Genomic DNA, 25606 nt, shown 5'->3' with positions numbered 1-25606 from the left:
TGCTGTGCCAAACATCTTGATTACTACTGATGAATATTTTTCACTTCAATCTGATATATAGACTCGCATAGCCAGGAAGAAAAATCTCATTGTCGATAATATCCCCCTGAAGTAAACCATGACCTATGATTGCCTGCTCTCGACTAATCTCCCCAAACCCAGCAACAGCCCCTTTATATCTAACAGGTTCATCGGACAAGTTAAAGCACACAAGATACGCTGCCCCGTGAGATTCTCTGATGAAGGCAAGCATAGGATCAGGTGCATCAATGAATTTGATGCTTCCTGTAATTAACACCTGATGTTGACGCCGCCAACTTAAAAAATGACGATAAGCATTAAGCACAGAGGTTTCATCCGACTCTTGTAGATCCACCGAAAAGGCGAGATGATGTTCGGGTACTGGCAACCAAGGTTTAGTGTCACTAAAACCAGCATTAAGCTTGTCATGTAACCAGGGCATAGGCGTACGGCAACCATCCCTGCCTTTAAACATGGGCCAAAACGCGATACCGAAAGGGTCTTGTAGCTGATGATATTCAATAGGGGCTTCACTTAGACCTAGCTCTTCTCCCTGATAGCTACAAATACTGCCTCGCAATGAACATAACATAGCCGTAAGCATTTTTATCATAGGCAATCGAGTACAGCCCTTTCCCCAGCGGCTAACGACGCGCTGAACATCGTGATTACCTATCGCCCAGCAAGGCCAACCGTCACCAATACTCGCCTCTAGTGCCTCTACAGTCTGCTTAATGTAACCCGCACTAAAATCATCGGTCAATAACTCAAAGCTATAAGCCATGTGTAATCTATGCTCACCTCGGGTATATTCTGCCATGGTAGCTAACGAGTCTTCAGATGAGACTTCGCCTAGAGTCACTGCGCCAGGATAGCGATCGATAAGGCCTCGTAGATCTTCAATAAAACCCACTGTCTCGGGCCGGGTATTGTTGTAATAATGATATTGGTAGGCATAGGGATTATCTTCGCTAAAGCCCCTTCCCTGACGCTTATCTTTAGGTTTAGCCGGATTATCTCTCAAGTCTTGATCATGGTAACAGAAGGTGATTGCATCGAGTCTAAAGCCATCGACGCCCTTCTTAAGCCAGAATTCGACGTTATCGAGCACCGCTTGCCTGACATCTGGGTTATGAAAGTTGAGATCTGGCTGACTGGTGAGAAAGTTGTGTAAATAATACTGCTGTCTTCTTGGCTCCCACTCCCAGGCGCAGCCGCCAAAAATGGCTAACCAGTTATTAGGCGCCGAACCATCATCCTTAGGATCGGCCCATACATACCAGTCTAGCTTGTCGTTAGTCCGGCTCTCTCTACTCTCTAGAAACCACCCATGCTGATCTGACGTATGACTCAGAACCTGATCGATAATCACTTTTATCCCATAACCATGGGCCTTATCTATTAGCTCATCGAAATCGTCCATGGTGCCAAACAGAGGATCCACCGCTCGGTAATCACTGATGTCATAACCAAAATCTTTCATCGGCGACTTAAAGAAGGGAGAGATCCAAATAGCGTCGACATTCAAACTCGATATATAGTCGAGTTTAGTTATGATCCCTTTGAGATCTCCAACACCGTCACCATTCGAGTCCATCAAGCTACGCGGATAGATCTGGTAGATGATGGCGCCCCGCCACCAAGAAACTTGAGTCATTGTCGCCCCTAATAAAAACCTAAAGATATGAAACAGACAAACCCACCTCGGCAAACCTTTGTTGCTTGAACGTATGTCTGAGGTTATTGGCTGCATGTCCTATTTGAATAAGACGAGCATACGTGAATAGGGAAATAGGGTTCAATATCTCTGCATACGTATGCATAACTTAACTTACTCTTAACCACAGCTCAGACAGCAGGTTAACCACTAAGATAACAGCAAGTTAATCGGATAGACCATGGTCGAATATTTTCCTTACGGGCCATAAGCTGCCTGGTTTTATACCACACAAATCTTTTGAATACGTATGCACAAGATTGTTTTGCTAGGATAGGCGGGAGTAACATCTTCACCGTACCGTAACAAGTTGCAAACAAGTACAATAACAGGCAGCTCTAATTCACAACTTCATATGCATTATCTGTGTTTTGCCGTGACTGCTTAGAATAAAAAATAAAAGTGAAAAGAGTAAATAAGGGGAAGATGGATGTTTCAATTTAAACCTAGCTTGCTAACCATAGCGCTAATTGCAGCCGGCGCTAGCATGCACACCTACGCCGCCGATGAAACAAAAAAAATAGAGTCGGCCGCAGAAGGTTCTATTGAAGTCATAGAAGTTAGAGGCTTTCGAACCAGTTTAATTAAGTCTCTTAACACTAAACGTTTTGCAGACACAGTATCAGAGAGCATCTCAGCAGATGATTTGGGCGCACTACCGGACCAATCCATCGCAGATGCCTTGACCCGTCTACCCGGTATTACCGCAGTGCGTACCGGTGGCCAGGCCAGCGGTCTTAACATTCGCGGACTCGATGGTGACTTCGTATTCGCGACCTTAAACGGCCGTGAGCAAGTAACAACAGGCGATAAGCGAGCTATTGAGTTCGATCAATACCCATCGGAGCTTATCAATCAAGCGACAGTGTATAAATCACCTAAAGCTTCACTCATTGAAGGTGGTGTTGCAGGTACCGTTGAGCTAAAAACCGCCGATCCACTTCAAGCCAGTAAAGAACACAATTTTACCGTCAATCTACGTGGCAGCTTCAACGACAAAGCCGGAGATGTGACTGACGCCGATGACTTAGGTAACCGTTTAAGCTTCTCTTATCAAGGTAAGTTCCTCGAAGAGACCTTAGGAGTTGCATTGGGTTACGCCCATCTATATCAACCTTCCGTTTCCAGCCAATTCATAGGTCTACACTATCCATCTTGGCAGAGAAGAGACGTGAACGATGATGGCAGCGATGACAATATCAGTGAAGGCTTTGAGGTACAGCAAAAAGGCGGTGAAGAGACCCGTGACGGTTACATGGGGGCTATTCACTGGCAGCCTAATGATAACTGGAGTATAAAAGGCGATCTGTTTCACTCAAAATTTGATTCCGAAACCTTTGCTAGAGGCTTTCGAGTCAAGTCTTTAGCCAATGGCAATATCAGTGACGCCACAGTCGAAGATGGCACCATGACTGGCGGCACAGTGACTACCGACGGCACAGATAATTTCGCGGTATTTGTGGTGAATGACAACGACTCAAAATACTCGGAACTGACGTCTGGCGCATTCAACATCGAATGGAACAATGGCGATGCCTTAACCATAGCAGCGGATATCAGCTACTCGAAGGCCGATGGTAAGTTCGTTAACGGTGGAACACGCGCGGTGATTTATGATGATATGGACAATCAGATCCGCTCAGCGGAATCGGTTACCTATCAGCTTAACGGACTAAATCCTGCCGATGTGAACTTTGCCAAAGACTATACAGACACATCCACATTAGGCCTGCGTGAAGTAGGCATGTGGCCATACGATCAACAGAACGATCTTATTGCCTATAAACTAGATCTAAATTATCAATTATCAGATTCTTTTATCTCATCAGTGGATGTTGGGGTTCGTTACTCTCAGCGAGAGTTTAACGCTCAGCGTTCTCAGGCCGGATACGGCTCAGAATTTGGCAACAATCCAGATCATATGCCGGTTATCAGACTGACAGATGATATGACAGATGTGGTCAATTTTGGTGGTGAACTCTCAGGTTACCCAAGCTTCTTAAAAATTGACTTCGATCAGGCGGTAGACCTGGTTAATGCTCAATTGGCCTCGACGGGTAACGATCCTTTCTCTCCGAGCGCCAACTGGGAAAATAATTGGACCATGATCCAGAGCGGCTCAGTCAACGAGGATGTGTTGGCAGGTTATGTTCAGGCAAATCTGGATTTTGAAATCGGCAGCCTGCCCGTTACTGGTAATATCGGCGTACGTGTCGTCAATACCGATCAATCCAGCAAAGGTCTACAACAAGTTGGTTTTGGTTTAGGCGAAGAGATAGCCGATGATAATGGCAGTATCAGCACTGACTATATCCGCAATGAGATAGGTAAAACTTACACAGATTATCTACCTTCGATAAACCTGAATTTTCACCTAACCGAAAATGATCAAATTCGTTTCGCCGCTGCATCTGTTATGGCTCGCCCTCCAATCAACAAGCTAAAATCTGGTATGGGCTCTTGGTATGACGATACATCTACACCTGGCGAGAAAAAGTACAATGCTTGGGGCAACACCAGTCCACTACTGGATCCTTTCTATGCCGATCAATATGATATTTCCTATGAGCACTATTTCTCGGACACAGAAGGCGCGATTGCGATTGCCTTGTTCTATAAAGACATTAAATCATTCATCAATGACTTTACTGTCCAACCATTCGATTTCGAAGCCGCAGGCTTTATCGTACCCGATACGATTGTCGAAAATGGTATTGAATACCCGGTAGTGAAAGATGAGGGTCAATATCAGACCGCGATCAACAACGATAATGGCGGTTATATCCGCGGTATCGAGCTAGCGTATACTCAAGTCTTCGATTTCCTTCCCGATGCATGGAGTGGCCTAGGTTTCACCGGCAGTTACTCCTTCTCTGACAGTGAAGTTGAATTTGAAACTGACTTAGGCGGTGAGTCCCGTCCTATTCCGCTACCTGGTCTTTCTGAGCATGTGGTCAATACGACCTTGTTTTATGGCTACGAAGGCTTCGATACCCGCGTCAGCATGCGCTACCGTAGCGAATATGTATCAGAGCAAGTGGCAGTCGAATCTCAGCTAGCCTACTTTGCCCCGGAGACAATTATCGATTATCAAGCATCTTATGCCTTGGATAATGGCCTGAAGTTTCTCTTTCAGGTGAATAACCTGACAGATGAACCAAGCAAGACTCACTTCGGTGAGGAGTATCAAACGGGGACTATCCAGACCTTTGGACGTCAGTACTTCCTAGGCCTAAGTTATACCTTGTAACTTGATATCGATAAAGCCTACTTTGCCATGAAGCAGGCTTTATCATTTTAAATTACGTTTCACCACATAAAATTCTTACAATTTAATGTAGCCAGCCCTTCCTCAACCACGATTTCGAGCGGCATATGAAACCAATCACCTCTATTTTTAGTCAACGCCTCTTAACCGCATTATCACTGTTCCTATTGTTAATAGCACCAGTGACACTTGCCGCACCAGCAGAGATTAAGCAACACCCTAATCTCAGAGTAGAGCCAGAATTTTGGTGGGCGGATATGGTTAACCCCAAATTGCAGTTGATGCTTCATGGGCTAAATATATCTGAATTAACCCCAATGATGCTTGATAATCCGGCTAATAAAGATAGCGATATTACTATCATCAAGGTCGAGAAAACCAATAATCCCAATTACCTTTTTATTACCCTAGATCTGACCCATGCCAAACCACACACCTTTGATTTAATGCTCACTAGTGCCGGTAACAGCATACATTCCTTTAGCTATTCCTTGCTTGAACGTGGCGCTGACTCGGCTATTCGCCAAGGTTTCAGCAATAAGGATGTTATTTACCTCATCACCCCAGACCGATTTTCCAATGGCGATACAGATAATGATAATCAAGCGAGCATGTCTGAGCGGGTTAATCGTCAAGCTGTGAATGGCAGGCATGGCGGCGACATCCAAGGCATTGAAAATAGCTTAGATTACCTCGCAGACTTAGGTGTCACTCAACTTTGGATAAACCCACTGCTGGAGAATAATCAAGCCAAATACTCCTATCACGGCTACTCAACCACAGATCACTATCGTATCGACCCAAGGTTTGGCAACAACGAAGAATATCGACAACTGGCCGCCAGCGCCAAAGAGAAAGGTATCGGCATCATTAAAGACATAGTGGTCAACCATATAGGCTCAGAGCATTGGTGGATGAAAGATTTGCCCAGCACAAGCTGGATAAATGGCAAAAAATTAGTACAAGATAGCCCCTCATTAAAGTTCACCAGCCACAGACGCACCACAGTACAAGACCCCTACGCCGTAGATTCAGATCGCGGTAACTTCGTCCATGGCTGGTTTGTCGACTCCATGCCAGATCTAAATCAGCAAGATCCCCTACTCGCCACTTATCTTATCCAAAACAGCATCTGGTGGGTAGAATATGCAGGATTAAGTGGCATACGCGAAGATACTTACTCCTATGCCGACAAATCCTTCCTGAGTCTTTGGTCTAAAGCCATCATGAACGAATACCCCAATTTCAACATAGTCGGTGAAGAATGGAGCAATAACCCCATCACCGTCTCTTATTGGCAAGCGGGCAAGCTCAATCAAGACGGTTACGCCTCAAACCTGCCAAGTCTAATGGACTTCCCACTTTATGAAGTCATGCTAGAAGCATTTAATCAGGACGAGAGCTGGGACACGGGACTCATCTCATTATATGAGATGTTAGCCAACGATGTGGTTTATGCCTACCCCACCAATCTAGTCCTGTTTGAAGGTAACCATGACACGAACCGTTTATACAGCCTGATGAATGAAGATCTGGGTTTGTTTAAGATGGTCATCACTTACGTCTTAACTTCCAATCGTATTCCTCAGCTGTTTTATGGCACCGAAGTTTTGATGACCAGCCCTAAGGAAGGTCGACACGATGGCGCAGTACGTGGGGAGTTCCCCGGTGGTTGGACTAACGACAAGGTCAGCGCCATTACAGGGGGCGGACTTTCCCAAAAGCAGAAAAGTGCACAAGACTTTATCAAGGCCTTGCTCAACTTCCGCAAGAGTTCGAGTGCCATTCACTCGGGTAAACTCAGACACTATGTGCCCATAGACGGTATCTACGTATATTTCAGGTTTAATCATGATGAAGCTGTCATGGTGATCATCAATAAGAATAATAAACCCGTCTCTTTAGCAACCCGTCGTTTTAACGCTCAGCTTGATGGCTTCACCCAAGGTGTAAACGTACTCACTAAATCGACCGTTGAGCTAAACACATCTGCTCAATCAAGCCTTCAGATACCAGCTCACGACGTATTGGTATTATCGATGAAGCACTAGTCAGAAAATATATTCTGACTACTTTACACATAAAGAGGCAAACGATTAAGTAAACTGAAAGCAAAGACATAGATATCGAAGTAATAGACATAAAAATAATACGTTGAGTAAAACTATGATAACAAAAATATCAACATTCACAGCCCCTTGGAAAATAACGATAAAGAAGCTCATCCTCGTCACTCTACTTGGTGGCTATCAGCCAGTTTTTGCAGGCGTACATGTATCGGCATTAAGCGGTGAAGCACAAGAGAAACAGCCCATAAATCTAGCCACGAAACCCGTTGTCTACCAAGTGTTCACCCGTTTGTTCGGTAACAGAAACACTACCAACAAGCCTTGGGGCACCATCGAAGAAAATGGCATAGGTAAATTCAGCGATTTCGATGATGTAGCGCTTAAAAGCATTCAATCTCTAGGGGTAACCCATATTTGGTACACAGGAGTACCCCACCATGCCTTGGTGAATGACTACAGTCAGTACGGGATCACAAATGATGATCCTGACGTCGTAAAAGGTCGGGCAGGCTCACCTTATGCGGTAAAAGACTACTATAACGTCAATCCTGATCTAGCCGATGATCCTAAAAATAGACTCAATGAATTCAAAGCCCTTATCGAGCGCACCCATGGTCTCGGCATGAAGGTCATTATCGATATCGTACCTAACCATGTGGCACGCCGTTATGCCTCCACCTCTATGCCAACAGGTGTCGAAAACTTTGGAGATAGTGATAATACACACATCGAATACGCTAAAAATAATAACTTCTATTATGTTCCAAACACGGCTTTTCAGGTACCAGATATCGGTGATAACAAGCCACTCGGTGGTGAAACACATGCACTTAGTGACGGGCTGTTTGATGAGTTCCCCGCAAAATGGACTGGTAATGGTTCACGCCTCGCCAAGCCAAATCCTAATGATTGGTATGAAACGGTAAAGATAAATTACGGTGTCAAACCTGATGGCAACAACGACTTCCCGGCTCTTCCCAAAGGCTACGCTAAGCTGGAAACTGCCTCGCATTTCCAATTTTGGCAGAGCATGGATGAAAAGCAGCTGCCCGACTCTTGGCTCAAATTTAAACAGATCACCACATTTTGGTTGAGTTTGGGGGTCGATGGTTTTCGCTATGATATGGCCGAGATGGTACCTGTCGAATTCTGGAGTTATCTCAACAGTAATATCAAACAGATAAACCCCGATGCCTTCTTACTGGCCGAGGTCTATAACCCAGCACGTTATCGAGATTATATTCATTTAGGCAAAATGGACTATCTCTATGACAAAGTAGGACTTTACGACACCTTAAAGGCTGTTATTCAAGGAAGACAATCTACAGCGGCAATAGAAGCGGATCGCTTAAATGTCGCAGACATCGCTCCTCACATGCTGCACTTTCTGGAAAATCACGATGAGCAGCGTATCGCCAGCCCCGAATTTGCCGGCAATCCTTTCGCCGCCCTGCCCGCCATGGTGGTGTCACTCACACAGAGTCATTCCCCGACACTGGTTTATTTTGGCCAGGAGCTGGGTGAAGATGGCAGCGAAACTGCCGGTTTTGGTGCACCGAGTCGAACCAGTATCTTCGATTATATTGGCGTGCCTGCCCACCAGCGCTTTATGAATAATGGCAAATTCGATGGCGGACAATCAACCGAGGCTGAACTAACACTCAGGGATGATTACGCCCGCTTGTTAAACCTAAGCCACACGGCTCCCGCCTTGTTAGGTGAATATTATAATTTAGATACAGTGAATCGATCTGGTAGGGGCGACATTCACAGGGAAACGGACGAGATGAGCCTACCTGACTCAGTTTATGATGACATGACATTCGCCTTCGCCCGTTTTAGTCAAGATCAGCAGTTAGTGATTGTCAGTAACTTCAGCCGTTCACAAAGCAAAACATTTAAGCTCAAACTCCCCGCAGACTTAATCGCTCAATGGCAGGTCAAGCCCGATCAATATCCGTTAACAGACTTGCTTACGAAACCATTAACTCAGCGACTAAAGAGACTCGTAACAGAAGAGCTTGTGGTTGATAGCACAGGAGCTGGATGGGTGAAAATTAAGCTTAAGCCATTAGAATCTAAGGTCCTCTCACTATAATCTAAGTTAGTTTCAGGACGAGACACAATAAGAACAAAAAAGGCGCGTGAATTCACGCGCCTTTCGAGGTGTAATTCGAGCTTTTATTCGACCAAAGCTCGATCATGTTTAGCCTTGGCTAACTGGATATGAGTTATCGGTCCCAGGGGTTAAGTGGCAACTTGTTATCGGCAGAGTTCTCTTTTGTGTCAGTTTGCTTAGGTGTCGAAGACCCGTTTGAACTGTGAGTCGATGCACTTGATTTCGATGCCACGCGCTTATTTTTTGACTTAGCGCTGTTATCTTTTGAATCCTCTCTAGTCGGCTTATTCTTAGGCACGAAATTCAAGACTGAAACAGGTACTTCTTTACGCGGCTCGAACCCTTCAACTATTTTTCTCTCGATCAAGTGATCGAGACGCTTTTCAATCATACACAGGTTCTTAAAATCATCTTTCGACACCAGAGATATCGCCTCACCAGCCGCTCCCGCACGTCCGGTACGACCGATACGATGTACATACTCATCGGCTGGATAAGGTAAGTCGTAATTAATCACTAAAGGCAACTCATCGATATCAATGCCACGGGCGGAGATCCCAGTAGAGATAAGATACTGTATCTTACCTGTTTTGAAATCCGCCAAGATCTGCTCTCGAATGGCCTGAGTACGACCACTGTGAATACACTCGGCTTGAATGCCCCGCTTCTCAAGCTGAGTAACTAACTTAGCCGCGCCGTGCTTGGTCTCAATAAAAATCAGCGCCTGCTGCCAGCTATTTTCTTTGATCAGATGGCTCAATAACGCCGACTTCTTGTCTTTATCCACCGTCACTAACCACTGGTCAATATTGGGCTTGCCTTCGATTTCCTTAGTGACAGAGAGCTGAATGGCATTGGGAATGGTCTCTTTGGCGAGCTCTCTCACTTGACGCGATAAGGTCGCCGAGAACAAGAGATTTTGTCTGTCGACCGGCAAGGTATCTATGATCTTAGTGATATCTTCGATAAAGCCCATATCCAACATTCTGTCGGCTTCATCGAGCACCAAGAGTTCGATTTCGTCGAAATGTATGGATCTTTGGGTATAGAGATCTCTCAAGCGACCCGGCGTGGCTACGACTATGTCTATCCCTTCAATCAAAGCCTGTTTTTGTGGCCCGTAATCGACGCCACCATATATCGCCACAGCTTTAAGATTAAGATGCTTGCCGTAGGCTTCTATACTATTACAGACCTGAATAGCCAGCTCCCTTGTGGGAGCGAGAATAAGCGCGCGAACACGTTTCTTACGTTGAGTTTCCCCCCTTGCCAACATCTCAAGCATAGGCAACACAAACGTAGCAGTCTTACCGCTGCCCGTCTGAGCTGCCGCGATTAAATTTTTGCCTTTAAGGGCCAGTGGGATAGCTTCGGCTTGAATAGGCGTTGGCGTTGAATAACCCAACTCGGCCAGGGAAGTTAAAATCGGATCGCTTAATCCAAGATTAGAGAATGACATTTAAGGTCTCAACATAGTAACGGATAAATAACTGTTTACGCCTTGGAGTACACTAGCTAATACAAGGCACTCAACATAAAGTAATAGATCATTGGGGCAAAACAGAGAAAGTGCCGCCATTATAGCAGGGCTGTGCCGATAACTTGAAGCACCATCGGCTTAATCCAATTAAATCTTCCCTTAAAAACTCACCCTCTATCTAGGCTCGCTCAGCATCTGAGAGTACTATGGCCCCACTCTGCTTATTTTCAAGAATACGATCCCGACCAGCCAACAAACCAAATACACTGCAAAGACCACATGAAATCGCACAGAGAATCAGAGGTAAATTCCAGCTTCCTGTCGTGTCATGTACCGAGCCAATAAGAATAGGACCCGTTGCCGCCAGCAAATAACCTACACACTGCGCCATGCCCGATAATGCAGCAGCCTGATGAGTATGATGAGTTCTATGGCTGATACAGGACAAGCCAACAATAAAGCCCGCCCCACCACCAAAACCAAACACCAATACCCAAACAGTGGCAAATTGTGGCAATAACAAGAGACCCAATATGCCGCTTAGTGCAATGAGTGCAGTGCCAAAGGCCAGTAAACTCTGATCTTTTAACTTCCCCATGATGGGAATCAGGGCGATGGCAGGAAGTGCAGTCGCTAATTGCAACAAACCTGCGTTAAACCCCGCCTCAATCTCAGAATATCCAGCATCCATCAGCATACTGGGTAACCAGCCTATGATGATATAGGTCACGAATGAGTTAAGACCCAGAAAAAAAGTCAATTGCCAGGCCAAAGGTGAACGCCAAACATAGCTATGGGAATCAAGCTCGGCAGTATTCTTAGCCGGATCAGTACGGCTAGCCATTTGGGGTAACCAACATAGTATTGCAACCAGAGGAAACAAGATCACGCTAACCAGAGCAAAGTTCCAATCTGGCATAAATGAGATATTTAAATGCCCAGCAAGATTCGACATAGGCACCGCCACAGCCGAGCTGACTGCAGAGCCTATTCCCATGGTGAGCACATAGACAGCCGTGAGTGTCGCCACCTTTGTGGGAAAATCACGTTTCAGCAGGCTAGGCAGAAGTACGTTGGCAATGGCAATCCCGGCTCCGATAACAAAAGTGCCTAAGATAAGTGCACTGATCGAGCCTAACGCCCGCACCATGATACCAACAAGGATAAGCACGAGTGCCACCATCAACGCCCGCTCTAACCCTATACGGTGGCCAATTTTAGAGGACAAGGGCGACATAAATGCGAACGCAAGCAAGGGTAAGGTCGTCAGTAAGCCTGCCTGAGTCGCTGTTAAGTTCAGTGAACTGCGGATCGAGTCCAACAAGGGGGCCACGCTGGTGATGGGGCCACGCAAATTAGCCGCGATCAGCAAGATCCCCAGTATAAGAAAAATAGATTTAGTGGCCAATATCTGATGATTTTTGGTCATGGAACGCTCCTACAACATTGAATATTGCCACTCTAGCCTTTAAATCAATAGCCGAATTAAGATATATTGACATATTATTGCTAAAAACAGACAAGCCTATGCCATTAGATGCATTATTCCCCGAATTTGACTCTGATCTGTACCCACAAACAGTGGTCTCATTAAAGTTAACGGGCGGAGACAGGGAGTGTGAAACCCCCTTCCACCAACACAGAAAGGGGCAATTAGTACTGGCAATTCATGGCCATGTGACTTGTAATATCGGTGATGGGATCTGGATGGTGCCGACTCATTGCGCGGTGTGGATCCCAAGCCTGGTGCCCCACAGCAACAGAATATCGCCCGATGCCCAGGTCTGCATGTTGTTTATCGACCCTCAAATAGCGAATTTACCCCAAAAGAGCTGCACCTTGTCCATATCCCCTCTGGTGAGAGAGCTGATCTTACACTTAACCAGCCTGCCACAAGATTACAAGCCCGAGAGTCCCACGGCGAAACTTGTCGATGTGCTAATGCATGAACTCGTCAAAATGCCCACGGAGCAATTTGATTTCCCCATTCCTAAAGAGACAAGACTCAATCAGCTCGCCCAAGCCTTAATAGACCAGCCGGATAATCGGGATACCCTTGGCCAATGGGCGGCTAAATTTGCCATGAGTGAGCGGACATTAGCGCGGCTGGTAAAACAAGAAGTCGGCGTCACCTTCGGTCGCTGGCGGGGTCAGTTACATATTGTCATCGCTCTGCAGAAGCTGTCATCGGGATATTCAGTACAACGGGTATCTGAAGACTTGGGCTACGAGTCGGTCAGCGCCTTCATCACTTTTTTCAAGAAAACCTTAGGCCGGCCGCCAAAACAATATATAAGCCAGTATTAGGTGTCCAATGACAAACGTGCAAAATAGAACACACATCATAAGCGCTACATAAAAAGACTAATATCACATTTTATGTATCCAAACAAAAACGTTAACCTCTCGTCTTTAGCCCTATTAGGGATCAAATTAATCAGCAAACACGACGGTGCGGCTGCCAAATAAAAACACCCGTTTCTCGATATGATATTTAATCGCTCTGGCTAATGTCTGACTTTCTATATCTTGCCCCTTTGCGACCAGATCTTCTGGATAGTGACTATGGCCAACAGCCTGAACACCTTGAGTAATTATCGGCCCTTCATCGAGATCGTCATTAACATAATGAGCGGTAGCCCCAACCAGTTTCACCCCTTTATCCCACGCTTGATGATAAGGTTTAGCGCCTTTAAAACCAGGTAGCAAGGAATGATGAATATTAATGGCTTTACCGCTGAGTTTAGAACACATATCGGCAGATAAAACTTGCATATAACGAGCAAGCACAACCAGCTCACAAGTGTATTGCTGCACAACTTCCAACACTCGCTTTTCTTGCTGAGGTTTAGTCTCAGCCGTAATAGGTAGATGGTAATAATCAATACCATGCCATTCGGCTAAGGCTTCCAAATCAGGATGATTAGAAATTATCACCGCAATATTAATGGGTAATGCCTTCGTTCTATATCGGTACAGCAAATCATTTAAACAATGGTCATATTTTGAAACCATGATCGCTACACGAGTTTTATGATTTGGCTCTGTTAACGACCAGGTCATATCAAACTTATTAGCCCGCGCTTGAAATGTTTGCTCAAAGACATCAGAGTTAAATTCATCATTAAGTGGACGAAATTGCACACGAATGCAGAAAAGATTAAGTTCACGATCATCAAATGATTGTATATCCACAATGTAACAACTATTCTCAGCAAGAAAGCGAGTAACAACATCGACAGTGCCAAGACAACTTGGACACTGAGCGGTTAATATCCAAGTGTTTTCATTATTTCCCACGATAATATCTCTTTAATTAAGCCTGAAACGATAAACTTTGGTTCACTCTTGAACCAAAGTTCCCAACCAAAATGTCAGCCAAACACTAGGCACTGACCTCTACTCCATATTCCGTTGAAGCATCCATTAACCACTGCCACACGTAATCTGCAAAACTTCTTCGAACCGTCAGTTCCCAACTTTCAGGCCCTGTACGACGAATAATCACCTGTGCTTTTGCAAATACCGTCGTCACCACTTTCCCTACAGGAAAATTACGTTCGTGAACATCATAAGGCGTAGATTTATGCAATACTTGCAATGCATTCGTCCCAGATAAGCTCAACACAGTCTGCCCGCCAGAAACATTCACCACCGCACAGTGACCGTCGACCATGATACGTAATCGACGCTCAATTTCAAAAGCTCCAGTGATAGGTAAAATAACTAACCATTCATCGGGTGAAATCCAACTTATTGATAAGTCGTTTTTCGTTTCACTTTGTAACGCACTCGGCAAAGGTACACCTAACACGGTTTCTATCGCTGCTGAAAACTGTTTGTTTTCACTATTACCTCTTAACACTAAGTGACCTAAAAAAGCTAATTCACTCAGATGAACCCCGATATTTTGTCGCTGACTTGCCTGTGATATCTCTTTAGATAATGGACTAACGGCTTGCACACCTTCAATAGAAAGTTGCTGCATTTCCAGAACCTTAGATGTTATCGATATAGGAGCATCCACTTTCGGTCTCTCCGATATAACCACTCGAGCTGATCCTGGTTTTTTAATCACACTTTCAACATCAGACATGTTGTCGATCTCCTTTAGGATCCAAGAAAACTGGACTGCATATTTCAGCCTCAATAACTCGACCATCCGCCTGAGGGTAATACACAGTCTCGCCCATACGGTCAAGACCCCCAATGATCACCCCCATTGCAATACTGCGCTGTAAACATTCACTGTAATAGCTTGAAGTCACATGCCCCAACATGGTCATAGGTATCGCTTGATGGGGATCGGCAACGGCCTGTGACCCCTCAGGTATAACAACATTCGCATCTTTGGTTTTTAAACCAACCAGTTGTTTACGGCCCGGTCGTAAACAATCCTCACGATGCATACCGCGCTTACCAATATAGCTAAATGGTTTTTTATTGCTGACACACCAATCCATACCGAGATCCATCGGGGTAACTGAACCGTCAGTATCCTGACCGACAATAATAAAGCCTTTTTCAGCCCGTAAGACATGCATGGTTTCTGTGCCATAGGGGGTCAAATTATATTTTTTACCATGAGCGTGGAGTGCTTGCCATACCTTCAAGCCATAATTTGCCTGGACGTTGATTTCATAAGAAAGCTCACCCGTAAATGAGATACGGAATATCCGGGCTGGAACCCCAGCGACAGTTCCTTGTCGCCAATCCATGAATTTGAAGCTATCACGGTCTAAATCAATATCATGACAAACTTCCGCTAAAAGCTTGCGAGCATTAGGGCCTGATATCGTCATCGTGGACCATTGATCCGTTACGGTATTGAAATACACTTCAAGTTCAGGCCATTCAGTTTGATGATACAGCTCTAACCAGCTTAAAACACGGGCTGCGCCACCGGTTGTCGTTGTCATAATAAAATGGTTTTCTGCTAGACATGACGTCACACCATCATCAAATATCATCCCATCTTCACCACACATCAAACCGTATCGACATTTACCTACCGCAAGTTTGGCCCATGCATTGGTATACACTCGAGAAATAAACTCACGGGCATCTTTACCTTGAATGTCGATTTTGCCTAGCGTTGATGCATCTAAAATACCGATACTATCACGTGTGGCCTTACATTCACGGTTAACGGCATCTAACATTGATTCCCCTTGTTTGGGGTAATACCAAGCACGTTTCCACAGCCCTACATCTTCAAACAAGGCACCATGATCCACATGCCATTGTTGCATCGGGGTATAACGCTTTGGATCAAACAGCTCATTACAGTGACGTCCAGCAATCGCGCCGAAAGTGACCGGTGTATAATTAGGTCTAAAAATAGTCGTACCGGTTTCAGGTATCGACTTATTCAAGTATTTAGCCGCAATTGCCATACCATTAATATTACCCAGCTTGCCTTGATCAGTACCAAAACCCATTGCCGTATAACGTTTAATATGTTCAATAGACTCAAACCCTTCACGTGTCGCTAATTCTATACCTGCCGCGGTGACATCGGTCTGGTAGTCGACAAATTGTTTAGGTGCTCGACTGGTTGGAAGTGTATGAGGAATATGAAACAGAGGCATTGTTGCGGCTTCTGTGAGTCGTTCCACTGTGGGGATTTCGTGATTACCTACATCAGTGAAGCCCGATTTAATTGCCGCTTCTTGTCCGGCACTAAAGCCTTCTTGTAAACATTTACTCAGGCTATAAGTCCCCTTAATGGCACCTGCAGTCAGTTGCTTCTGAATCGTGTCACCGGGTACAAACCCAAGTACATCCTCATTCCACTGCGGACGACTGCCAGTATGACAAGAAAGGTGTACCGCCGGACTCCATCCTCCAGAGCTCGCGATGGTGTCACACTTTATTGTCTTTGCTTCACCTATCACTTGAGTGCCATCTAGATTGATGCTGGCGATTAATACCGACGACACTCTTTTACTGCCCTTAACCTCAATAACTGCACTGCCCGTTATGACATTCAAGCCTCGAAGACGGGCTTGCTGTACTTTTTCACCTTGAGGTTGACTGCGAGTATCGACAATGGCAATCACATCTCGCCCACTGTCTTGCCAATCGAAAGCGGCTTGATACGCATTATCGTTCGTCGTCATTAACACTAACCGCTTACCCGGTACCACGCCATATTGATTAATATACGTCGATACTGCTGAGGCTTGCATGCACCCGGGAACGTCATTGTTACCAAAAACTAAAGTCCGCTCATGGGCACCAGTTGCAAGGACAACCCACTTAGCACGTACTCGATACAGACGTTGACGGATCTGGCCATTGGGGGCTTTATCAGCAATATGATCGGTACAACGTTGATGAATCGTGAGGAAATTATGATCGTGATAGCCATTGACTGTGGCACGTGGAAGTATCAATACATCACTATATTGACTGAGCTCAGTTAACGTTTCCTCCACCCACTCCAGTGCAGGTCGACCGTTGATGAGTTCACGGCTGAATAATAATGCCCCCCCCATTTTCGCTTGTTCATCAGCGACAATAACGCGAGCGCCACTGCGTGCTGCGCTTAACGCTGCCGCTAAACCTGCCGGGCCAGCACCCACAATCAGCACATCGGTGTGTTGATTAAAGTTATCATAAATATCAGGATCGGCTTGAGTTGAAGAGCGTCCGATCCCCGCGGCTTTACGAATATATTTCTCGTAGGTTTGCCACATCGTTTGGGGGTACATGAAGGTTTTGTAATAAAAACCTGGGGGCATCATTTTTCCGCCCACTTTACCCAGTAAGCCCATCATATCGAAGTCAGAGCTTGGCCAACCTTTGGCTGAATGACAAACTAATCCCTCAAAGAGTTCTTGCTGGGTCGCGCGAACATTAGGTACCTGAGTCGCTTCGCTAGCCCCCATTTGTAAAATGGCATTGGGTTCTTCACTGCCTGCTGCAACAATGCCTCGAGGCCGGCTATATTTAAAACTACGGCCAACGATGTCGACACCATTAGCGAGTAATGCAGAGGCCAACGTATCACCATCAAACCCTTGATGATTTTTACCATTATAACTGAAATTCAATGGTTTATTGCGATCTATGCATCCCCCAGAATAAACACGATTTTTCTGGCTCATACTCTACTCCTCTCTCTATCCGAGGCTTTTTCAGCAACAATTTGGGGGACTTCACCCATCTTATAAACTTCTTTAATTTGGTAACTTTGAGTATCTCGGGTCACATTAAAATATTTCCTACAACCCGCTGCATGGGACCAAATCTCATGGTGCAGTCCGCGAGGGTTTTTCCGAAAATACAAATAATCCCCCCACTCCACGTCGCTACAATTATCAGGGTCGAGTGGACGGCTGATATGCGCTTGACCTGCTGCGTGAAATTCTTCTTCCTCGCGATGTTCCTGGCAATAAGGACAATAAATATAAAACATCTTTTCCCCTCCTTTAGTGAGCGACGCCGGCAGCACCATGTTCATCAATCAAAGACCCATTGTGAAAACGGGACAAAGAAAATGGCTCGGCTAACGTATTGGCTTTCCCTTTCGCTAACAGATCGGCAAAAACATGACCAGAACCTGGCGTGGCTTTAAACCCGCCCGTGCCCCAGCCGCAATTAAAGAATAGATTTTCAACCGGGGTAGCCGAAATGATGGGGCAAGCATCCGGGCAGGTATCAACAATTCCTCCCCATTGACGGTTCATTCTGACACGGCTAAATATTGGGAATAGCTCCAAAATAGCCTGAACAGTATGCTCTATGGTGTGATAAGCCCCGCGCTGACCATAACCGTTATAGCCATCAATACCGGCACCGATAACCAAGTCGCCTTTATCTGATTGAGAAATATAGCCATGCACTTGGTTAGACATCACCACAGTGTCTAAAATAGGCTTAATCGGCTCCGACACCAACGCTTGGAGTGGATGCGACTCAATAGGCAGCTCAAAGCCCGCCATTTTAGCTAATACACTGGAATTACCAGCAACCACACACCCCACTCGGTCAGCTTTGATCACACCGTGCTGCTTAGTGTTCACCCCCACGGCTGCGCCATCCTCGGTGATGATATCAATCACTTCACATTGCTGAATTAAATCCACGCCCAAGGCATCGGCTGCACGTGCATAGCCCCATGCAACGGCATCATGACGAGCAACACCAGCTCTAGGCTGCCAAGAGGCGCCCAATATCGGGTAACGAGTATCGGTACCACAGTTCATCATAGGCACAATTTCCTGTACCTGATGGGTGTCTAATACTTCCCCATCAATACCATTTAATCGATTGGCATTAACCCGGCGCTCAATATCTCGCATGTCTTGCAAAGTGTGGCCTAAATTCAAGACCCCTCGCTGGGAGAACATCACGTTATAATTCAAATCTTGCGATAATCCTTCCCATAATTTCATCGCATGTTCATACAAGTGCGCTGATTCATCCCAAAGATAATTAGAGCGAACAATCGTTGTATTTCGTGCAGTGTTACCGCCCCCCAAATATCCTTTTTCAAGCAGTGCAATATTGGTAATACCGTGAACACTTGCCAAATAATAAGCCGTCGCAAGGCCATGACCACCACCACCAACAATCACCACATCATACTTTTTCTTTGGCTGGGGATTACGCCAAACCCGTTGCCAGTTTTCATGATGACTTAGAGCATGTGTTACTAGCCCAAAACCAGAATACTTTTCCATTCCAAAGCCCTTTCAATCTTTGGCTATATAGCCGTTAAATATGAGATAGCGATAGCATCACTGACCACGGTAGACCGGATAGTCACCACAAAGCAGGCTTACTTTATTCTTCACCTCTGCGATCACAGTACTGGCATCTTCAGTTTGCAGAGCATCCAATATATCCGCTATCCAAGTAGACAGCTGACGACACTCTTCTTCTTTAAAACCTCGAGTTGTGATTGCAGGTGAACCAATACGAAGTCCTGAAGTAACAAAGGGGGATTGGGGATCATTAGGCACAGCATTTTTATTTACCGTGATTGAAGCCTGGCCCAGGGCTGCATCAGCCTCTTTGCCTGTGAGGCCCTGCTTAATGAGGCTCAGAAGGAATAAATGATTACGGGTACCACCGGAAACCACATCATAGCCACGTTCAATCAATGTGCGAGCCATCACATCGGCATTACGAACAACCTGCGCTTGATAGCATGCAAATTCAGGAAGTAGCGCTTCTTTAAATGCCACAGCCTTAGCCGCAATAACATGCATTAAAGGCCCTCCCTGAACACCAGGAAAGACGGCTGAATTGAGCTTCTTCTCTAACTCAGGATGATTTAGGCTCAAAATTAAACCACCACGAGGCCCACGTAGAGTTTTATGAGTTGTTGATGTAACGACATGAGCATGAGGCAGTGGATTTGGATACTGAACAGCAGCAACAAGGCCTGCAACATGGGCCATATCGACAAAAAGATAGGCTCCGACTTCATCGGCTATTTGACGAAAGCGAGCCCAGTCGATGATTTGAGAGTAAGCTGAAAATCCGGCAATGATCATTTTGGGCTGATGTTGGTGAGCCAAAGCAGTCACTTCATCGTAATCAATTTCGCCAGCGTCATTGATACCGTACTGAACCGCATTGTAAGATTTTCCAGAAAAGCTCACATGGGAACCATGGGTTAAGTGCCCACCATGAGCCAAACTCATGCCTAATACTGTATCTCCGGGTTCAACTAATGCCATAAATACTGCCGCATTAGCCTGAGAACCTGAATGCGGTTGCACGTTGGCGTAATCAGCGCCAAAGAGTTCTTTCGCCCGCTCGATGGCCAATGCTTCTATTTCATCAACATGCTCACATCCACCATAATAACGACGTCCAGGGTAACCTTCGGCATATTTATTTGTCAGTGATGTTCCTTGTGCTTCCATCACCATTGGACTGGCATAGTTTTCAGAAGCAATTAGTTCGATGTGCGCTTCTTGGCGTACTTTTTCTTTTTGAATGGCTTTATCAACCACAGCATCGAACTCTTTAATCTTATTACGATAATCAAACATTAAATTCACCTTTGTACTTGTACTCGTCATCAACAGCGATGACTTCCATGACATAGATGAGACAATACTCGTAATTAAAAACTCCTTATTGCTTTTAAGCGGCCACTTATTGTCGATTGACGACAAATGGTTCGCTCCACCATTCATCATTGATTCAGTTATGTTAGGTTCCAGCTCACACAACAAGAAATAAAAAACCAACAATTTACTAATAAGTGTTTGGGATTTTTTGTTTTACTGACACAAAAGCCATTTATTTTTCATTATGAATTTGATGGTAGCGGAACAATGAATTTGAACACTTCAATGTAAGGAAGCATGTACATGAATCATAATAAGGGTATAAAACCAAGTTTTACGATGGCCTTACTCCCCATTGCGCTCACACTCCTTTTACTCGCTATCCAATTATTTGTATTTAACGACTTTACCCCTCACATTCCTTTGGCTATAGGAATCGGAATAACCGCTATACTTGCGCGGTTCAGAGGGTATAAATGGCACGATATTGAAGCTGGTGTGTTCAATGCCTTACGGATCGCATTACCCTCTATCGCCATCTTAATTACTGTTGGCATGATAGTGGCGATATGGATAGCCAGTGGCACAGTACCAGTATTGATATATTATGGCCTTAAGCTTCTAAGCCCTGAATTGTTCCTCGCGTCAGGCATGCTATTGTGCGCGATTGTTTCAGTATCATTAGGAACGTCTTGGGGAACGGTGAGCACGATAGGTCTGGCATTAGTCGGCATAGGGGCAGGGTTTGATATCCCCATATATTGGACTGCTGGGGCCGTGGTGTCTGGGGCGTTTTTTGGTGATAAAATGTCACCATTATCGGATACAACCAATTTAGCGCCCGCAGTGACTGGCGTAAATCTGTTTGATCATATCAAGAATATGGTTCCAACAACTCTCCCCTCGATGCTCATTTCATTATGTATCTATTTATTTGTTGGTTTCTATGTAATTGATTCAAAATCAGTTGATTTTTCAACGATTAATACTATCACTACAGGACTCGAAACTAGCTTTAGTCTCTCTCCATGGCTATTACTGCCTCCAGCCATTGTGTTATTTCTCTCTTTAAAACGCATGCCTTCATTACCCTCCTTGTTTGCTGGTGTGGTTGCCGGTGCTGTACTTGCGGTGGTTGTTCAAGGTTTCTCTTTACATGAAATTTTTCAATTTATGCAGAATGGATTCAGTATTCATACCGGTGTAACAGAGCTAGATTCCTTGCTTAACCGTGGTGGCATTCAGTCAATGGCCTGGGTGATCACTCTGGTCATGATTTCACTGGGCTTTGGCGGCGCGTTAGAGAGTACACATTGCTTAGAAAGCATTATTGAAGTGATATTAAACAAAACCCGTTCCTTTTTTGGACTGCAGGCAGCGGCAATGGGAACCGCCGTCGTCACTAACTTAGTGGCTGGAGATCCCTACCTATCGATTAGCCTACCGGGTCGAATGTTTGCACCTGCATACATAAAGCAAGGTTACTCTAAGCTTAACCTTTCACGGGCAGTTGAAGAAGGTGGAACCTTAATCTCACCACTTATTCCCTGGAACGCAGGAGGAGCCGTCGTCATTACCGCATTAGGTTTAGGTATTGCTGACGGCAATATAGAAAATTTACTCTATATCCCTTTGGCGTTTGCCTGTTGGATATCCCCCTTAATTGGACTTTTTTATGCGGCAACCGGACGCTTCTCTCCTAAATTAACCAATGCTGAACAAAAACAGACAGAAGCCGAAAATACACCGACACTGGGAGTTGAGCCCATTCAGCCTAATTAATACAACCACAAATCAACGATTAGCATACGTACAAGTCTCCACTTGATAATGGAGGCTTGTTATTGTTAGCGATAAATAGCTTAAAAGGGTTCACAGCGGTACTTTTTACGAATTTGACTCGGTGATAAACCAAAATAGGCTTTAAAACAGTGATTGAAATGGGTCGTACTATGAAAACCGCTGGCTACCGCTATATTTCCTATCAAATCGTTGCTTTGTAATAATAACCGACGAGCATGTGTGATCCGTAATTCAAGATAATACCGTGATGGTGTTGTTGCTAGATGAGTTTGAAACAAGCGCTCTATGTATCGTCGTGATAATCCCACATAGGAACTGATTTCATGGGGCTGTAAAGGCTCCTCAATGTTAGATTTAATTAATTGTAATATATTGCGCAATGTATCGGGAAAAGCCGGATCATCGGCGGCTTTCATTAATGTGGCTTCGTTATTATTTTCGACTTGGTTACACATTAATATTTCGCGAATAGCCCGCACGGTATCACCGCCAAAACAAGATTCAATAAATACGCACATCATCTCCAAGGCACTATTTGGGTCTGCGCAAGTCATATAGTTACCATCTATTTTGAAAACATATTCAGATAGATAGATATAAGGAAAATGCTCTTTAATAAAGGCATGGTTATCTATATGTACGGAGCAGGCTTTATGATTTAGCAGCCCAGTATGAGCAAGTGCTACGGCTCCATTCCATAAACCGCCTAAAACAATATTTTTCTTATCCAATAACTTCAGTTTTGCGGAAAGATGTACTGATTCATTGAGCGAACTGCGATAACCACCACAAATAATGATCGCATCCATTGATACATAATCATCAATAATCAGATCTTCAATGGTAAAATCTGTCGATATATTTAAATTAAGGTCACTTTTAACAGATGAAGAGTACAATCCAAAGGTAGACATGGTAAATAAGGGAGCTGAACGTACTAGGTTTGTCGTGACTAATGTATCCATGGCGGCCGTAAAGGCCATCATGGAAAAATGCTCAAGTAGCACAAATCCTACTCTTATTGTCTTGCATTTTTCCTCATCTAACGCGATAAATGCACTATTTGCATCACGCATAACACGACTAAATTCTCGTTTATCTACTTCTTTTACCATTTTATCAAATCCAGAACATTGATCAATTTATATGAATAATCGGATAGGCGACGCCAGTTTCCAGTGTTCGAATCAAGTCTAATTGCTTTACTATATCGTCAGTTATTCACAGGGGATGTTCAGAGTCATAAAATCCCCTGGCTGGCGGCCAGTCTTTAGGAGCTTAGTCAAGCTCCCTCATATGACCTAGCCTGTCGACGAGTAAATAGTACCTCATTGTCCGTACGATCGTAATAAAATGAAGTTCTTTATCGCTCAACTGTTTATCAGATTTAACATAGGTTGTCCTATTAATTGATGCCATATTTTCTCAAATATTGACTACAAAAACATTCGGCGCTTACATGGAGAATTATTACTATAAAAAGCATCAGGTTAATTAGTCAATATCAGTAAAATAATAATTGGACATTATTTTATGGGGAGTCGTGTTCAGTCAGTTATCAGGATGTAAAAAACAAGAAGTTGACTATTATATTTTACTAAAAGATGGCCTTGAAATAGATGACTACAACTAAGAAATCATCTCCCCCCTCAGTTAAACATGCACATTGCCAGTCTTAATAATAACGACCCATTGTGAGTAAACTAGCTTGTCTTCAGCACAGTTAAGGGCAGATGATTAGTGTTATAAGTTAATTCGTTAAGCGAGAGGTTTGTTTTATCACAAAAATGAAGTCAATTCGATTAAAGGGTGATGAATAATACCTTGATTGAGATAAACCCTATTTAACACGAATTATCAGTGCTTCTAGTAGACGTTAAACCCGTTTCAGATCAGAGAATGAAAAACGGAACTTGAGCTTAATGGCAACAAGTTCCGTTTTTACAAATAAGCCTGATGACTTATCTTAAGTTTTCATCCCTAAGCGCTTATCAGAACTTATAGTCAAAATCGTAACGCATACCCACCATGATGGAATCATCGGCGTCTCTGTGTTCGAAATCTGTCTTTTGATATTCCAGGAACAAGCGGAAATCCGCAGTTCCTTGCCACTCTAACGTGGTGTTATAGGCTTTGTAGTTACCTGAGCTTATATCATCGATACCGTCATCAAAGTTTGATGCCCCTAACTTGAGCTTATAGATCTCTGTGATGGCATAGGCGCCAACCAAATCCAGTGTTGAACCACTGACATTATCCACATCTCTGTCTTGATAAGCGGCAGCCAGATACAAGTCGCCTAGACTCTTAAACAAAGAAACACCATAAGCCGTCTCCTCTTTACCGTCATCCAACTCTTTACTGTAATAAGCTACGGCAGCGCGAAGCAAGTCACTATTATAAGCCAAACCCGTGTTGAAAAAGTCACTGGCGTTGGCATCCTTGTCGCCATCAAACTGAGAATCTACCGAGAAGCTAAAGTCGCCTAGGTCTTTACGATAGGTCACTAAGTTATTCACCCGAAACGGACTGGCACTGTCATAGGCCAGTGGTGTCGCGGCGCGGTTGAAGATATCCACGGGCTCGGCAATGAAACGATATTGCGTCGACGACTGCTTACCGATAGCCACGCGGCCAAAGCCACCCTTTATTCCCACATAGGCTTTACGTGCCTCACCAAAATCACCATTACCTTCTATATTGACCTTGAACTCGCCTCTGGCAAACCCCGTTAAGCCATGGCCAAGTTCCTGCTCCGCCGCGATCCCTATCCGAGACAAGGCATCACCCACATCCCAGGTATCATCTGAGCCCGACATCGTGACCCCGAACGTTGGCCGTAAAGAACCATAGAAGTTGATGCTATTGGACATGCTTTCAGTCTGTCCGCTGGCATTAGCATCGGCCTTCTCCTGCTCCTCTAAGGTGGCTAACCGTAAACGGATCTGATTAAGCTCTGTCTGCAACGCTTCTCTACTCACATCTTCATCATTAGCCTGAAGCCCAAAGGTAGGCAAGGCAATAATCAAAGGAAGTAATACTGTTTTTGATTTTATATTTCTCATTTCTCTTTCCTTAGTACGAGATAAATGCAA

At 44.6% G+C, this 25606-nt stretch carries 16 protein-coding genes; 5 read left to right on the top strand and 11 right to left on the bottom strand.

Annotation, left to right across the window (positions count from 1 at the left end; genetic code table 11):
* Window positions 1-40: 40 nt before the first annotated feature.
* The gene (locus tag sps_RS03490) at window positions 41-1678 is read right to left on the bottom strand and encodes an alpha-glucosidase (RefSeq protein WP_077751257.1); all 1638 of its coding nucleotides are present in this window, start codon (window positions 1676-1678) and stop codon (window positions 41-43) included.
* 490 nt (window positions 1679-2168) lie between these two features.
* On the opposite strand from sps_RS03490, the gene sps_RS03485 reads away from it, so the two are divergent.
* The 3 genes from sps_RS03485 (at window position 2169) to sps_RS03475 (ending at window position 9173) form a co-directional block, all read left to right on the top strand.
* Window positions 2169-4988, top strand: a complete 2820-nt coding sequence (locus tag sps_RS03485; protein ID WP_077751256.1) for a TonB-dependent receptor — start codon at window positions 2169-2171, stop codon at window positions 4986-4988.
* 125 nt (window positions 4989-5113) lie between these two features.
* On the top strand, window positions 5114-7057 hold the full coding sequence (locus sps_RS03480; RefSeq protein WP_077751255.1) for a glycoside hydrolase family 13 protein: 1944 nt from the start codon (window positions 5114-5116) through the stop codon (window positions 7055-7057).
* Between the two features lie 115 nt (window positions 7058-7172).
* A complete protein-coding gene (locus tag sps_RS03475; RefSeq protein WP_077751254.1) occupies window positions 7173-9173 on the top strand; it encodes an alpha-amylase family protein in 2001 nt (666 codons plus the stop codon).
* Window positions 9174-9306: 133 nt separating this feature from the next.
* Here the strand turns inward: sps_RS03475 and sps_RS03470 are convergent, their stop codons facing one another.
* The gene (locus tag sps_RS03470; protein ID WP_077751253.1) at window positions 9307-10653 is read right to left on the bottom strand and encodes a DEAD/DEAH box helicase; all 1347 of its coding nucleotides are present in this window, start codon (window positions 10651-10653) and stop codon (window positions 9307-9309) included.
* Window positions 10654-10852: 199 nt separating this feature from the next.
* On the bottom strand, window positions 10853-12103 hold the full coding sequence (locus tag sps_RS03465) for an MFS transporter (protein WP_077751252.1): 1251 nt from the start codon (window positions 12101-12103) through the stop codon (window positions 10853-10855).
* A gap of 98 nt (window positions 12104-12201) precedes the next feature.
* On the opposite strand from sps_RS03465, the gene sps_RS03460 reads away from it, so the two are divergent.
* Window positions 12202-12981: an AraC family transcriptional regulator gene (locus sps_RS03460; protein WP_077755533.1), complete on the top strand. Its 780-nt coding sequence runs from the start codon at window positions 12202-12204 to the stop codon at window positions 12979-12981.
* Between the two features lie 126 nt (window positions 12982-13107).
* Here the strand turns inward: sps_RS03460 and purU are convergent, their stop codons facing one another.
* The 6 genes from purU to glyA all read right to left on the bottom strand — a co-directional run bounded on the left by purU (window position 13108) and on the right by glyA (window position 20687).
* Window positions 13108-13974, bottom strand: a complete 867-nt coding sequence (gene purU / locus sps_RS03455; RefSeq protein WP_077751251.1) for a formyltetrahydrofolate deformylase — start codon at window positions 13972-13974, stop codon at window positions 13108-13110.
* Window positions 13975-14059: 85 nt separating this feature from the next.
* Window positions 14060-14662, bottom strand: a complete 603-nt coding sequence (locus sps_RS03450; protein ID WP_077755532.1) for a sarcosine oxidase subunit gamma — start codon at window positions 14660-14662, stop codon at window positions 14060-14062.
* A 100-nt stretch (window positions 14663-14762) separates the two neighbouring features.
* Window positions 14763-17786 (bottom strand): sarcosine oxidase subunit alpha, encoded by a 3024-nt coding sequence (locus sps_RS03445; protein WP_077751250.1) that lies wholly within the window; start codon window positions 17784-17786, stop codon window positions 14763-14765.
* Complete coding sequence (locus sps_RS03440) at window positions 17783-18097, bottom strand: sarcosine oxidase subunit delta (RefSeq protein ID WP_077751249.1); 315 nt, start codon at window positions 18095-18097, stop codon at window positions 17783-17785. Before sps_RS03440 ends, sps_RS03445 begins: the two co-directional genes overlap by 4 nt.
* Window positions 18098-18110: 13 nt before the next feature.
* Entirely contained in the window at window positions 18111-19364 is a 1254-nt protein-coding gene (locus sps_RS03435) for a sarcosine oxidase subunit beta family protein (RefSeq protein WP_077751248.1), read from the bottom strand.
* Between the two features lie 57 nt (window positions 19365-19421).
* A complete protein-coding gene (glyA, locus tag sps_RS03430; protein ID WP_077751247.1) occupies window positions 19422-20687 on the bottom strand; it encodes a serine hydroxymethyltransferase in 1266 nt (421 codons plus the stop codon).
* Window positions 20688-21011: 324 nt separating this feature from the next.
* Here glyA and nhaC point away from each other — a divergent pair, with 324 nt between their 5' ends.
* Window positions 21012-22490 (top strand): Na+/H+ antiporter NhaC, encoded by a 1479-nt coding sequence (gene nhaC, locus sps_RS03425; RefSeq protein WP_077751246.1) that lies wholly within the window; start codon window positions 21012-21014, stop codon window positions 22488-22490.
* 80 nt (window positions 22491-22570) lie between these two features.
* Here the strand turns inward: nhaC and sps_RS03420 are convergent, their stop codons facing one another.
* Both sps_RS03420 and sps_RS03415 read right to left on the bottom strand, forming a co-directional pair.
* Window positions 22571-23626, bottom strand: coding sequence for a GlxA family transcriptional regulator (locus tag sps_RS03420; RefSeq protein WP_077751245.1), 1056 nt, complete (start codon window positions 23624-23626; stop codon window positions 22571-22573).
* Between the two features lie 876 nt (window positions 23627-24502).
* Window positions 24503-25576 carry a porin gene (locus sps_RS03415; protein WP_077751244.1) on the bottom strand — a complete coding sequence of 358 codons (1074 nt, stop codon included), beginning with the start codon at window positions 25574-25576 and terminating at the stop codon, window positions 24503-24505.
* Window positions 25577-25606 lie beyond the last annotated feature (30 nt).

It is taken from the genome of Shewanella psychrophila (assembly GCF_002005305.1).
GTDB classification, from domain to species: domain Bacteria; phylum Pseudomonadota; class Gammaproteobacteria; order Enterobacterales; family Shewanellaceae; genus Shewanella; species Shewanella psychrophila.
This window is presented reverse-complemented; position numbering and strand designations above follow the sequence as displayed.

Excerpts from the sequence above, each read along its gene's own strand:
- sps_RS03490 (WP_077751257.1), bottom strand. The coding sequence starts at position 1,678 with ATGACTCAAGTTTCTTGGTGGCGGGGCGCCATCATCTACCAGATCTAT.
- sps_RS03485 (WP_077751256.1), top strand. The coding sequence starts at position 2,169 with ATGTTTCAATTTAAACCTAGCTTGCTAACCATAGCGCTAATTGCAGCC.
- sps_RS03480 (WP_077751255.1), top strand. The coding sequence starts at position 5,114 with ATGAAACCAATCACCTCTATTTTTAGTCAACGCCTCTTAACCGCATTA.
- sps_RS03475 (WP_077751254.1), top strand. The coding sequence starts at position 7,173 with ATGATAACAAAAATATCAACATTCACAGCCCCTTGGAAAATAACGATA.
- sps_RS03470 (WP_077751253.1), bottom strand. The coding sequence starts at position 10,653 with ATGTCATTCTCTAATCTTGGATTAAGCGATCCGATTTTAACTTCCCTG.
- sps_RS03465 (WP_077751252.1), bottom strand. The coding sequence starts at position 12,103 with ATGACCAAAAATCATCAGATATTGGCCACTAAATCTATTTTTCTTATA.
- sps_RS03460 (WP_077755533.1), top strand. The coding sequence starts at position 12,202 with ATGCCATTAGATGCATTATTCCCCGAATTTGACTCTGATCTGTACCCA.
- sps_RS03450 (WP_077755532.1), bottom strand. The coding sequence starts at position 14,662 with ATGCAGCAACTTTCTATTGAAGGTGTGCAAGCCGTTAGTCCATTATCT.
- sps_RS03445 (WP_077751250.1), bottom strand. The coding sequence starts at position 17,786 with ATGAGCCAGAAAAATCGTGTTTATTCTGGGGGATGCATAGATCGCAAT.
- sps_RS03440 (WP_077751249.1), bottom strand. The coding sequence starts at position 18,097 with ATGTTTTATATTTATTGTCCTTATTGCCAGGAACATCGCGAGGAAGAA.
- sps_RS03435 (WP_077751248.1), bottom strand. The coding sequence starts at position 19,364 with ATGGAAAAGTATTCTGGTTTTGGGCTAGTAACACATGCTCTAAGTCAT.
- glyA (WP_077751247.1), bottom strand. The coding sequence starts at position 20,687 with ATGTTTGATTATCGTAATAAGATTAAAGAGTTCGATGCTGTGGTTGAT.
- nhaC (WP_077751246.1), top strand. The coding sequence starts at position 21,012 with ATGAATCATAATAAGGGTATAAAACCAAGTTTTACGATGGCCTTACTC.
- sps_RS03420 (WP_077751245.1), bottom strand. The coding sequence starts at position 23,626 with ATGGTAAAAGAAGTAGATAAACGAGAATTTAGTCGTGTTATGCGTGAT.
- sps_RS03415 (WP_077751244.1), bottom strand. The coding sequence starts at position 25,576 with ATGAGAAATATAAAATCAAAAACAGTATTACTTCCTTTGATTATTGCC.